Below are 12680 nucleotides of genomic sequence, written 5' to 3'. Positions count from 1 at the left end.
GTGACCGAGGTCAGCACCACGAAGTCGATGATGGCCTTGGCATTTGGCACGCCGAGGGTGTCCAGCACCGCGAAGTAGGAGCCCTCACCTGCCAGGCGCGGGTCGGTCCAGGGGACCAGGGCAATGACGATGAAGATCGACAGGACATAGAACAGGGTGATCCGCCAGATCACCGAGTTGGTGGCCTTGGAAATATGCTTGCCTGCTTCGTTGGACTCGGCCGCAGCAATGGTCACCACCTCGGCGCCGAGGAACGAGAACATGGTAATCAGCATGGCGCTGAGCACAGCACCGAAGCCGTTGGGCATGAAGCCACCCTGTTCCCACAGGCGCGAAACACCACTGACGCCGGAACCTGGCAGCAGGCCGAAAATGGCGCACACGCCAAGCGCGATGAAGGCGACGATGGCCACCACTTTCACCAGCGCCAGCCAGAACTCGAACTCGCCGTAGTTCTTCACGCTGAACAGGTTGGTGGCAGTCAGCAGCAAGGTGATCACCAGCGACAACACCCAGATCTCGAACTGCGGCACCCAGGAGTTGATGATGGTGGCCGCGATACTGGCTTCGATGGGGATGATCAGCACCCAGAACCACCAGTACAGCCAACCGATGGTGTAGCCGGCCCATTTGCCGATGGCGAGGTCGGCATAGGTGGAGAACGAACCGGTGTCCGGCGACGCAACCGCCATTTCCGCGAGCATGCGCATCACCAGGACCACCAGGCCCCCGGCCAGGATATAGGCCAGAATGGTTGCCGGCCCAGCTTCGGCAATCGCGCGGCCGGAGCCGACAAACAGGCCGGCACCGATCACGCCAGCGATGGACAGCATGGTGACATGCCGTGATTTCAATCCATGACTCAAGTTGTTCTTGTGGGTTTGCATGGCGCTACCTTGTTATTTTTGTCATGCCCGCGAAGGGGCCGCCGGCTGCACGGGACCGACGCAGGCGCGAAAAAGCCCGCCCTGCCCTAAATGGTGAGTAGGGCAGTTCGGGTTGAGTAAAACGAAACCGCAGAACGGTGTATCAGCTGGCAGCCCGCTGGCTGGCGGCCAGGTCTGCCTTGGGTGTGTTGCCGCCTTGCAGGCTGACTTGCTCGCGCACCTTGTCGACGATGTAGGCGCCAATCGGAATGGCCGAAGTGGCAGCCGGCGACGGTGCGTTGCACACGTTGACGCTGCGCGCAGTGTTGACGAACAGGAAGTCATCGATCAGCTTGCCGTCACGCGACACCGCCTGGGCACGCACCCCGGCAGGATATGGCGTGAGGTCGGCCTTGGTGATGCCAGGGCAGTACTTCTGCACCTGCTTGAGGTACCCGCCCTTGAACAGCGAGTTCTTCATCTCGATCATCCCCGGGCGGAAGTTTTTCGCCAGGACCTTGAGGATGCCGGGGGTAGTCAGGGTCTGGAACAGGTCGCCGGGGCTGACGTCGGTCTTGCGATAGCCCTCACGTTTCATCGCCAGCACGGCGTTGGGGCCGACGGTGACGGTGCCGTCGATCATGCGCGTCAGGTGCACGCCCAGGAACGGCATCGACGGGTCAGGAATCGGGTAGATCAGGTGGTTGACGATCTGGTTGTGCTGCTTGGGCAGCAGGTAGTACTCGCCGCGGAACGGGCAGATCACGAACTCGGTGCGCAGGCCCAGCATGCTCACCACGCGGTCGGCCATCAGGCCCGAGCAGGTCACCAGGAAGCGGCTACGCAGTTCATCGCCGGGCTTGGCGCCCTGAGTGTGCACGATCACTTCGCTGGCCAGCTCCTTCAGCCCCACCACTTCCGCGCCATAGCGAATTTCGCCGCCTGCACGCTGGAATTCAACGCCCATGGCAGCGGTCACTTCGGCGTAATTGACGATGCCGCTGGAGGGCACGAAGATGCCGCCCATGCCCACGATATTGGGCTCGCGCTCGCGCAACTCGGCCGACGACAACCAGTAGCGCTCCAGGCCATTGGCCTCGGTACGCTCCCACAGCGCCTTCATGCGCTGCATTTCCAGGTCGTTGGTGGCCACCAGCAGCTTGCCGCACTCATCGAAGCGAATACCGTGCTGGGTGCAGAAGGCCTTGGTGGCCTTGTTGCCTTCAAGGCAGAAGCGCGCCTTGAGGCTACCGGGGGTGTAATACACGCCGGCGTGGATCACGCCGCTGTTGTGCCCGGTCTGGTGACGGGCCGGGCCGCTCTCTTTCTCCAGCAGCACGATCTTCGCGTCCGGGTAGAGCTTGATCAAGTGCATGGCCGTGGACATGCCCACGATGCCGCCACCGATAATAATGAAGTCGTACACAGCCTTACCTCACACGCAGGCATTGCCTGGTTGCCGGCCAGGGCCCGCGCGGGCCCTGGCTGCATCATTGTTGTGCAAAAACGCGCAGGCAGGCGCCCGCCCCGCGCCCTGTCATCATTGCCCGCGCTGGTACAGCGGTTTGGGGAAGGCGACGTATCCACGCTGGCGCATCAGTTCGCGGCGCAGGCCATCGTGCGGGGTGAAGCGGTCGCGCCCATGCAGCCAGAACAGGTTGTTGATCAGCAGGAAGCTGCCCACCCCCACCGGTACCGACACCTTCTTGTCGCTGCCTTCCAGCGATTCGGACAAGGCGTTCAGCCAGATCCCTTCCTCGTAGTTTTCCGGCTGCACGAACTGGTCAATGTAGCGCATGGTCGGGCGGCCTTCGCCATCGGTGTCGAATACCGAATGGAACACATCCTCAGCCACTTTCTTGCTCGGTGGCGCGGTCCAGCGCATTTCACGGCGGGCCATCGGGTGGCGGAAGAATTCCTCGCACTGCTCCCAGTCGTCCAGGTGCAGCAGCAGCGAGTTGCCGCCTTCCATGTTTCTTTCGTCGATCTTCAGCATCAACACATAGTCGGTGATCTGGTTCACGAAGGTGCCGTCGTTGTGCAGCTCCATGACCCGGTGTGGCTGGCGCAGGTAGCTGTCGGAATCGTCGCTGTTGACCACCACGAAGCGCGCGTAGAACTGGCCGCTCATGGCGTCGTAGTTGGAGCGGCCGATCAGGTGTGCACACGCAGTGGTGAACTTGACCATGTCCTCGGCCTGGCTTACGTCATCCAGGCCCAGTGGGGTAATCAGCATGCCGCCAGTGGCGCGGTCGAGGATGGTGTTCAGCAATACCGGGCGCAAAGTGCCGTGGCACAGCTCGTCGAGGATTTCGCCCAGCCGAAAACGCAGAAACGACTTGTACTCCAGCGCCTGGACCGGCCATTGCGCGGCTGCCTGCACGAACGCTTCCACGGTTTCCCTGGCAAAGGTCAGTTCAAGCAGGCGCGGCGACTGTTTCGAAGGCGCCAGAGTGTAACCACGCGGTTCGAGCGGGAGCGGCATGACAAGTTCTTCGATTTGCGTAAAAGCGTTCATGGCAGGGTCCTGGCAAAAAGGTGGAAGGCGCCGTCCGGTGGTGACCTGGATCAGTGCGGGCAAAGCAAAAATATCGCCATTCACTGAAAATGTCTACATTTTTATAATTCGACTACGTTATTTGAGATTGTCCATTGTTTTTCGCCAGCCATCGGTTTCGGTATGATCGGCAAAACGTTTTGAGGAACAGGATCTTGGAAGCGCTCGCCCCACGACAAAACTCAGCATTCAGCGGGTATGAGAGGCTCAAGAAGGACATCATCCGTGGCGTGTTCAAGCCAGGCGAAAAGCTGTTGATGAGCGCCCTAAAGGACCGCTACGACCTCGGCGTGGGCCCCCTGCGCGAGGCGCTGTCGCAACTGGTGGCCGAACACCTGGTCAACGCGATCAGCCAGAAAGGCTACCGCGTGGCGCCCATGTCGCTGGACGAGATGAACGACATCTACGATGCCCGCGCCAATCTGGAGGCCATGATCATCGCCCTGGCCATCGAACGCGGTGACGATGCCTGGGAGGCGTCGGTGCTGGCCCACTCGCATACCTTGGCCAAGGTGGTGGAAGTGAAAACCCGCGAACAGCGCCTGGATGTGTGGGACGAACGGCACAAGGCGTTTCACACTGCCATTGCCTCGGGTTGCGGCTCCAAGCACCTGCTGCAGGCACGTACTTACCTGTTTGACCAGGCGGAGCGCTATCGCCATCTGTGGCTGACGCAGACGGTGTTCTCCGAACAGGCGCTGGAGCTCAAGCGCCAGGAGCATGCCGCGCTGGTGGAGGTGCTCCTGGCCCGCGATGCCAAGCGCGCCAGCGCGATGATGCGCTCGCACCTGATGACCCCGGTGCCGATCATTGCGCAGATCATGCATGCCGAAGGGATTGGCGCACGCTGAACTGCTTGCTCATGCCTGGCCGGCGACAGGGCCGGTGCAGGCTAATGTGCCAGATGAATTTTTCTTAAATCGGCGGTTGTCTATTCTTTGGCACAATCCAGTCTCTATTAGATGCCCGGGAACCAGCATGCCTCGCGTACTGACCATCGAAGACGACGCCGTCACCGGCCAGGAAATCGTCGCCGAACTCTCCAGCCACGGCCTTGAGGTGGATTGGGCCGACAATGGCCGTGAAGGCCTGGCCAAGGCCATTGCCGGCGGCTACGACCTGATCACCCTGGACCGCATGCTGCCCGAGGTCGATGGGCTGACCATCGTCACCACCCTGCGCAGCCTCAAGATCACCACGCCGATCCTGATGATCAGCGCCCTCTCGGATGTCGACGAGCGGGTGCGTGGCCTGCGTGCCGGCGGTGACGACTACCTGACCAAGCCGTTTGCCTCCGACGAGATGGCGGCGCGGGTGGAGGTCTTGCTGCGCCGCAACAGCGTGCCCATGACCCAGACCCGCCTGCAGGTCGCCGACCTGCAACTGGACCTGATCAGCCACGAAGCAAGGCGCGGCGAGCAAGCCCTGAACCTGCTGCCCACCGAGTACAAGCTGCTGGAATACCTGATGCGTCACAGCGGTCAGGTCATCACGCGGATGATGATTTTCGAAGAGGTGTGGGGCTACCACTTCGACCCGGGCACCAATCTGATCGATGTGCATATCGGCCGCCTGCGCAAGAAAATCGACTCGCCCGGCCAGTCGCCGCTGATCCGTACGGTACGGGGCTCGGGCTATGCCATTGCTGAACCCGTCTAAAGGCTGGAGCTCCTCGACCAGCCGCCTGCTGGCGCTGTACAGCTTTCTGTTCGTGGCCTGGAGCAGCATCCTCATGGGGGTGCTGTACTTCGAGGTGTCCAGCTATCTGAACAAGCTCACCCGTCATTCGATGCTGCAGCGCCAGCACCTGTTCGCGCACATGAGCGGCAAACAGCTGGACGACGCGCTTATCGCCAGCCAGGCCTTCGAAGAACGCAGCTTCGACGCCTACGGCCTGTTTGACGCCCAGCTCAACCCGCTTGGCGGCAGCGTGCGCGCCGTGCCCCCGGAGCTGCGGCTGGACGGCAAGATCCATGAACTCAAGCGCTGCCTGGATGCCGATGACCCGCGCATGCCTCGCGACAGCTGCGATGCAGTGGCAATCAGGATCCAGGATGGCCGCTGGCTGGTACTGTTCCGTGATAACGGCTCATTGTTCGTGGTCACCCGGATCATTCTCGATGCTCTGCTGTGGGGCATTTCCCTGACGCTCATCCCGGGCTTCGCCGGCTGGTACCTGTTGCGCCGCCGGCCGCTCAAGCGCATACGCGCCATTCAGGCCCAGGCCGAGCTGATCGTCGCCGGCGACCTCACCCACCGCCTGCCGCTGTCGGCCCGGCGCGACGAGCTGGACATGCTGGCTGCCATCGTCAACGCCATGCTCGACCGTATCGAACGGCTGATGCACGAGGTGAAGGGCGTGTGTGACAACATTGCCCACGACCTGCGCACCCCGCTGACCCGCCTGCGCGCCCAGCTGTACCGCATTCGCCAGCAGAGTGACGCTGATTCCATGCAGGCCGAGGCGCTGGACCAGGCTATCGGTGAGACCGACACCCTGATGGCACGTTTTCGTGGGCTGTTGCGCATCAGCGAGCTGGAAGACCGTCAACGACGGGCCGGTTTTGTCCAGCTCGATCCGCATGAGCTACTGGTAGAACTGCACGATTTTTACCTGCCGTTGGCCGAAGATGGCGGCATCCATCTGGTATTGCACCAACCTGCTCAGCTACCGGCACTGCACGGTGACCGTGAACTGCTGTTTGAAGCACTTGCCAACCTGGTGGGCAACGCCATCAAGTTCACGCCCGAAGGCGGGCAGGTGCAGGTAACCGCCACGCATGACGAGAACGGCGTGCATGTAGCGATCGAGGACAGTGGGCCGGGTATCCCGGAAGAAGAACGAACCGCGGTGTTAAAGCGCTTCTATCGCAGCGATGAAGGCCACCGCCATGCCGGGTTCGGGCTGGGGTTATCGATCGTTGCGGCGATCGTCGACTTGCATGGGTTCGGGTTGGAGATTGGCGAGAGCCCGTTGGGTGGAGCGAAGCTGGTATTACATTGTCCACTGGCCGGGCTAGCCAAATAACCATTGGGGCTGCTTTGCAGCCCAATCGCCGGCAAGCCAGCTCCCACAGGTACAGCGCAGGCCTCAAAGGCGATGGTGTACCTGTGGGAGCTGGCTTGCCGGCGATTGGGCCGCAACGCGGCCCCACTTGCTGGATCAGTCAGCCAGACGCCAGGTAGTAGCGCCCTTGCTGTCTTCCAGCACAACACCCATGGCGGTCAGCTGGTCGCGAATGCGGTCCGACTCGGCCCAGTTCTTGTCCGTACGCGCCTGCAGGCGCGCCTGGATCAAACCCTCGACCTCGGCCGCATCCACCTTGCCCTCGGCACCGGCCCGCAGGAAGTCATCGGCATCCAGCTGCAGCACACCCAGCACATCGCCCAACTCGCGCAGGCGACCGGCCAGGCCGGCGGCAGCTACCGCATCGCTGTCACGCAGGCGGTTGATCTCGCGCACCAGGTCGAACAGCACAGCGCAGGCTTCGGGGGTACCGAAGTCGTCGTTCATCGCCACGCTGAAACGCTCGACAAACGCTTCGCCGCCCTTGGCCGCCACCCGTGGCAAGCCGCGCAAGGCGTGGTAGAACCGCTCCAGCGCACCCTTGGCGTCACGCAGGCTGTCTTCGGAATAGTTGATCGCACTGCGGTAGTGGCTGGCCACCAGCAGGTAGCGCACCACTTCCGGGTGATACTTTTCAAGCACGTCGCGGATGGTGAAGAAGTTGTTCAACGACTTGGACATCTTCTCGCCATTGATGCGGATCATGCCGCAGTGCATCCAGGCGTTGGCGTACTGCTTGCCGGTGGCCGCCTCACTCTGGGCAATCTCGTTCTCGTGGTGCGGGAACTCCAGGTCGCTGCCACCGCCGTGGATGTCGAAGCTCTCGCCCAGGCAGCAGGTCGACATCACCGAACACTCGATATGCCAGCCCGGACGGCCCGGCCCCCATGGCGATTCCCAGCTCGGCTCACCTGGCTTGACGCCTTTCCACAGCACGAAGTCCAGCGGGTCCTGCTTGGCTTCGTCGACCTCGATACGCGCACCGATGCGCAGGTCTTCGATTTTCTTGCGCGACAGCTTGCCGTAGCCGACGAACTTGCCGACGCGGTAATACACGTCACCATTGCCCGGGGCGTAGGCATAGCCCTTGTCGATCAGGGTCTGGATCATTGCGTGCATGCCGGCGATATGGTCGGTGGCACGCGGCTCCTGGTCCGGCGGCAGAATGTTCAGGCGACGCTCGTCTTCGTGCATCGCATCGATCATGCGGGCAGTCAGCGCATCGAACGTTTCGCCGTTCTGGTTGGCCCGATTGATGATCTTGTCATCGATGTCGGTGATATTGCGTACGTAGGTCAGGTCGTAGCCGCTCTTGCGCAGCCAGCGGGTGACCAGGTCGAAGGCCACCATGCTGCGGCCATGGCCCAGGTGGCAGTAGTCGTACACGGTCATGCCGCACACGTACATGCGCACCTTGTTGCCATCCAGCGGCTTGAAGGTTTCCTTGGCTTTGCTCAGGGTGTTGTAGATGGTAAGCACGGCGGTTCCTCAGCTGCCCCAGGAGTCACGCAGGGTGACGGTGCGGTTGAACACCGGGCGGCCCGGCTGGCTGTCTTTCAGGTCGGCGCAGAAGTAGCCTTCGCGCTCGAACTGGAAGCGGTCCTCGGGTTGCGCCTGGGCCAGCGACGGCTCGGCACGGCAACCGCTGAGCACTTGCAGCGAATCCGGGTTGATATTGTCGAGGAAGCTGCCGCCGTCTTCGGTCTTTTCCGGGTTCGGCGAGCGGAACAGGCGGTCGTACAGGCGCACTTCGCATTCGACGCTGCCTGCGGCCGGCACCCAGTGGATCACGCCCTTGACCTTGCGGCCTTCGGGGTTCTTGCCCAGGGTTTGCGGGTCGTACGAGCAGCGCAGTTCGACGATGTTGCCGTCGGCGTCCTTGATGGCCTCGTCGGCGCGGATCACATAGCTGCCACGCAGGCGCACTTCACCGGCAGGCTCCAGGCGCTTGTAGCCCTTGGGCGGCTCTTCCATGAAATCGTCGCGGTCGATGTACAGTTCACGGGCAAACGGCAGCACGCGCACGCCCATGTCTTCCTTGGGGTGGCGCGGCAGTTCAAGCTGCTCGACCTGCCCTTCCGGGTAGTTGGTGATGACCACTTTCAGCGGGCGCAGCACGCACATGGCGCGTGGTGCGGTGCGGTCCAGGTCGTCACGGATGCTGAATTCGAGCATCGACATGTCGACCACGCCGTCGGAACGGTTGGTGCCGATCATTTCGCAGAAATTGCGGATCGAGGCCGGGGTGTAGCCACGGCGACGGAAGCCGGACAAGGTCGACATGCGCGGGTCGTCCCAGGCATCGACGTGCTTTTCATCGACCAGTTGCTTGAGCTTGCGCTTGGAGGTGATGGTGTAGTTCAGGTTCAGGCGGCTGAACTCGTACTGGCGCGGGTGCGCCGGTACCGGCAGGTTGTCGAGGAACCATTCGTACAGCGGACGATGCCCTTCGAACTCCAGGGTGCAGATCGAGTGGGTAATGCCCTCGATGGCGTCCGACTGGCCATGGGTGAAGTCGTAGTTGGGGTAGATGCACCACTTGTCACCGGTCTGGTGGTGGTGGGCATGGCGGATGCGGTACAGGATCGGGTCGCGCAGGTTCATGTTCGGCGATGCCATGTCGATCATGGCCCGCAGCACGCGCTCGCCGTCCTTGAACTCGCCGGCCTTCATGCGGGCGAACAGGTCGAGGTTTTCCTCCACGCTGCGCTCGCGGAACGGGCTGTTCTTGCCCGGCTCCTTGAGGTTGCCGCGGTATTCCTTGGCCTGCTCGGGGGTAAGGTCGCAGACATAGGCCTTGCCAGCCTTGATCAGCTCGACCGCCCAGTCGTGCAGCTGGTCGAAGTAGCTGGAGGCGTAGCGCACATCACCGGCCCAGTCGAAGCCCAGCCACTTGACATCGCTCTGGATGGCGTCGATGTACTCCTGGTCTTCCTTGGCCGGGTTGGTATCGTCGAAGCGCAGGTGGCAGACGCCGCCGAATTCCTTGGCCAGGCCGAAGTTGACGCAGATCGACTTGGCATGGCCGATATGCAGGTAACCATTGGGCTCCGGCGGAAAACGGGTGACGATGCTGCTGTGCTTGCCCGAGTCCAGGTCGGCCTGGATGATCGGCCGCAGGAAGTTCGCAGGGACAGCGGGGGCGCCTTTGGCAGCGGCGTTGGGCGCGTTGTCGGCAGTGGGCTTGCTCATAGGATCCTTGAATGCATGTGTCTGGCCTGGGTAGGCCGATTGAATCAAAGGGCCTATCATAGCCGAAGCAGTCAAGCTGCTGACAGCCGCGGCCAGACAAACTGGCGTGATTTATCACGGCTTTTTGCCGCAGCCTGGCAAAATGGCCTGTGCGCGCCATGTGTCGCGATCGCCTGAACCTGCGTCAGGTGATAACCGGCGCCCTGCGCACCCTAATTCCCGATTGCCTTGAAAAAGCGAGTTTCAGCATGTCCAAAGTCAAACTGACCACCAACCACGGCGACATCGTCATTGCACTGAACGCTGAAAAAGCCCCGATCACCGTGGCCAACTTCATCGAATACGTCAACGCCGGCCACTACAGCAACACCGTGTTCCACCGTGTGATCAAAGGCTTCATGATCCAGGGCGGCGGTTTCGAGCCTGGCATGAACGAGAAGCGCGACAAGCGTGCCAGCATCCAGAACGAAGCCGACAACGGCCTGAAGAACACCAAGTACAGCGTCGCCATGGCCCGTACCATGGAGCCGCACTCTGCCTCGGCACAGTTCTTCATCAACGCCTCCGACAACGACTTCCTCAACCACAGCGGCAAGAACGTTCAGGGCTGGGGCTACGCCGTGTTCGGTGAAGTGACCGAAGGCCGTGAAGTGGTCGACGCCATCGAAAAAGTCGCCACCGGTTCCAAGGCCGGCCACCAGGACGTGCCGAAAGACGACGTGATCATCGAGAAAGCCGAGATCATTGAGTGATACTGCTGATCTCCGATCTGCACTTGCAAGAAGAACGCCCGGACATTTCCCGGGCGTTTCTTGATCTGCTCGACGGCCGCGCGCGCCATGCCAGGGCGCTGTACATCCTTGGCGATTTCTTCGAAGCGTGGATCGGTGACGATGCCATGACGCCGTTCCAGCAGTCGATCTGCAAGGCCATGCGCCAACTGAGCGACAGCGGCACGGCCATCTACCTGATGCACGGCAACCGTGATTTCCTGATTGGCCAGGCCTTCTGCGACGCCGCGGGCTGCACATTGCTGCGCGACCCTAGCGTGATCGAGCTGGGCGGTGAACAGGTGCTGCTGATGCATGGCGACACCCTGTGTACCCGCGACCTGGGCTACATGAAGATGCGCCGTTTGCTGCGCAACCCGCTGAGCTTGTGGATACTGCGGCACCTGCCGCTTTCGGCGCGCTACAAGCTGGCGCGCAAGCTGCGTAGCGAAAGCCGCACGCAAACGCGGATGAAATCCACCGAGATTGTCGACGTCACGCCAGACGAAGTACCGAAGGTGATGGCGGCGCATGGCGTGCGCACGCTGGTGCATGGCCATACCCATCGGCCGGCGATCCACAAGCTGGTGGTGGATGGGCAGCCGGCTCGGCGCATCGTGCTGGGCGACTGGGATCGCCGCGGCTGGGCCTTGCAGGTTGACGAGCAAGGCTTCCAGCTGGCGCCGTTCGAGTTTTCCTGACATTGCAGCGTTGGTACTACCGACCCCTTCGCGGGTAAACCCGCGAAGGGGCCAGCACAGGCTAATGCCTCAGGGCCTGTTGGCCACCGCCCCCTTGTCCCGCTCACTGATCAGCACTTCCCGATACTGCGGATCGGCCTTGATCTGCGCCTCGGTAAACGGGATCACCGCCAATTGTTTGGCCGCAAACGCCCTGGTCTGATCACTGGCATGCGCCGAAGCCGCTTCGCTCGACTGCGAGAACGCCAGCAGCCCACGGGCTTCTGGCCCCTTGTCGGTAAAACTGACCAATTGCAAGTAACTGGTACCACTGACCACCAGACGCTTGCCCTGCCCATGCGGCACGCTGTAGATCGCGTTGTACACGCCCAGTGCCTGCGGGCCTCCCGCTACCGGCGTGCCATTGATGGCCTGTTGCACCTGCCCCCAGCGCGCATCCCCCGCCATGCCGCTCTCCCTTACCTGTTTCAGTGAAGCCAGCGCCGCAGCATGCACCAGCTTGCCCACAGCTGCCTGCTCGATTGCCAGGCCGCGTGGCGTGTGCTGCGGGTCAGCCGGGTTGAAGGCCACCCGCCAGCTTTCCGGATGCTCGGCCAGGGCATTGAACAGGTTCTGGAAATGCACCAGGCCAATGCCACTGTCGAGGTCGGCCTTGCCATTCCAGGCTGCCAGGCTGCTGCAAACCGGCTGTACGTCGACACCGGCACCCTTGCACCATTGCAACAGGTCTGGCAGCACCAGGCTGGCCAGGTACACCTCGTCATCGGTCACCATGCGTTGCAAGTCGTCCACCCCCAACAGCGCCGTGCCCTGCAAGCGCTGCAGGGCAAAGCGGCCGCGCATGCCCAGCGGCTGGTCGTCGCGGCTGACCAAAGGTGAGTAACCGGTCAGCGGCTGCGCCGGGTTGGCCATCCAGGCAGGGTCGTTGGAATTCTGCACGAAGTCTTCGCGCTCAAGGCTCGGCAGCAGCCGTGCCGGGAATATGCCCGGCTGCGCCGCCTGCGCATCGACCTTCCAGTGGCACGCGCTACGGGAGCCGTCCATCACGACCATGCGCCCTTGTGCCTTGGGGTTGCTACAGGTATCGAGCAACTGCTGGTCGACGTAAGGCACCACCGACTGGTTCAGGTACAAGGCCCGGCCGCCTTCGTCCACGGCCAGCGTGTTGACCCACGGAATACCCTGCAGTTGCGCCACCGAGCCCTTCAAGGCTGCCAGGCTGTCGGCACGGTTGATCTGGTACCACTGCTGCAATACCCGGGTATTTTCCAGGTTGGCGTCACGCAAGCTGTAGGCCGTGTGCGCATCCCAGTCCAGGCGCCCCGGCCATTGCACCACCGGGCCGAACTGCGAACTGTAGAGCTGCCGCTGCACCTGGCTCAGGCTGCCATCCTCGGCCTTGACCGCCACACTGATGGTTTGCCGGGCCAGCGGCAGCGACTTGCCGTCGAGCAGGTAGCGGGTCGGGTCCTTGGGGTCGAGTTGCAGACGGTAAAGGGTAAAGTGGTTCGAGGTGTCGACGGTATG

Annotated in this window: 11 protein-coding genes; 5 read left to right on the top strand and 6 right to left on the bottom strand. The window is 62.3% G+C overall.

Translation table 11 applies throughout. From position 1 onward, the window contains the following. The 3 genes from HP546_RS16870 to glaH all read right to left on the bottom strand — a co-directional run. Nucleotides 1-887: amino acid permease (locus HP546_RS16870; protein WP_172227591.1), on the bottom strand; the 887-nt coding region annotated here is incomplete at its 3' end. 142 nt (nucleotides 888-1029) lie between these two features. Continuing rightward, nucleotides 1030-2292, bottom strand: coding sequence for an L-2-hydroxyglutarate oxidase (lhgO, locus tag HP546_RS16865; protein WP_172227589.1), 1263 nt, complete (start codon nucleotides 2290-2292; stop codon nucleotides 1030-1032). A 114-nt stretch (nucleotides 2293-2406) separates the two neighbouring features. Then, entirely contained in the window at nucleotides 2407-3384 is a 978-nt protein-coding gene (gene glaH / locus HP546_RS16860; protein WP_172227587.1) for a glutarate dioxygenase GlaH, read from the bottom strand. A gap of 194 nt (nucleotides 3385-3578) precedes the next feature. Between glaH and csiR the strand changes: the two genes are divergently transcribed. The 3 genes from csiR to HP546_RS16845 all read left to right on the top strand — a co-directional run bounded on the left by csiR (nucleotide 3579) and on the right by HP546_RS16845 (nucleotide 6451). Further along, nucleotides 3579-4274, top strand: coding sequence for a DNA-binding transcriptional regulator CsiR (gene csiR / locus HP546_RS16855; protein ID WP_172227585.1), 696 nt, complete (start codon nucleotides 3579-3581; stop codon nucleotides 4272-4274). A gap of 127 nt (nucleotides 4275-4401) precedes the next feature. Then, nucleotides 4402-5082, top strand: a complete 681-nt coding sequence (locus HP546_RS16850; protein WP_172227583.1) for a response regulator transcription factor — start codon at nucleotides 4402-4404, stop codon at nucleotides 5080-5082. Then, nucleotides 5060-6451: a HAMP domain-containing sensor histidine kinase gene (locus HP546_RS16845; RefSeq protein WP_172227581.1), complete on the top strand. Its 1392-nt coding sequence runs from the start codon at nucleotides 5060-5062 to the stop codon at nucleotides 6449-6451. The genes HP546_RS16850 and HP546_RS16845 overlap by 23 nt, the downstream gene beginning before the upstream one ends. A gap of 135 nt (nucleotides 6452-6586) precedes the next feature. Here HP546_RS16845 and cysS read toward each other — a convergent pair whose 3' ends face one another. Continuing rightward, complete coding sequence (gene cysS, locus HP546_RS16840) at nucleotides 6587-7969, bottom strand: cysteine--tRNA ligase (RefSeq protein WP_172227579.1); 1383 nt, start codon at nucleotides 7967-7969, stop codon at nucleotides 6587-6589. Between the two features lie 9 nt (nucleotides 7970-7978). Next, nucleotides 7979-9682, bottom strand: a complete 1704-nt coding sequence (locus tag HP546_RS16835) for a glutamine--tRNA ligase/YqeY domain fusion protein (RefSeq protein WP_172227577.1) — start codon at nucleotides 9680-9682, stop codon at nucleotides 7979-7981. Nucleotides 9683-9930: 248 nt separating this feature from the next. Here HP546_RS16835 and HP546_RS16830 point away from each other — a divergent pair, with 248 nt between their 5' ends. After that, nucleotides 9931-10434 carry a peptidylprolyl isomerase gene (locus tag HP546_RS16830; RefSeq protein ID WP_172227575.1) on the top strand — a complete coding sequence of 168 codons (504 nt, stop codon included), beginning with the start codon at nucleotides 9931-9933 and terminating at the stop codon, nucleotides 10432-10434. Continuing rightward, nucleotides 10431-11153, top strand: a complete 723-nt coding sequence (locus HP546_RS16825; protein ID WP_172227573.1) for a UDP-2,3-diacylglucosamine diphosphatase — start codon at nucleotides 10431-10433, stop codon at nucleotides 11151-11153. The genes HP546_RS16830 and HP546_RS16825 overlap by 4 nt, the downstream gene beginning before the upstream one ends. Nucleotides 11154-11222: 69 nt before the next feature. Here HP546_RS16825 and HP546_RS16820 read toward each other — a convergent pair. Continuing rightward, nucleotides 11223-12680 (bottom strand): penicillin acylase family protein (locus HP546_RS16820; protein ID WP_172227571.1); only part of this gene is annotated, 1458 nt, incomplete at its 5' end.

The sequence above is a fragment of the Pseudomonas sp. CM25 genome (genome assembly GCF_013179705.1).
Taxonomy (GTDB): Bacteria; Pseudomonadota; Gammaproteobacteria; order Pseudomonadales; family Pseudomonadaceae; genus Aquipseudomonas.
This window is presented reverse-complemented; position numbering and strand designations above follow the sequence as displayed.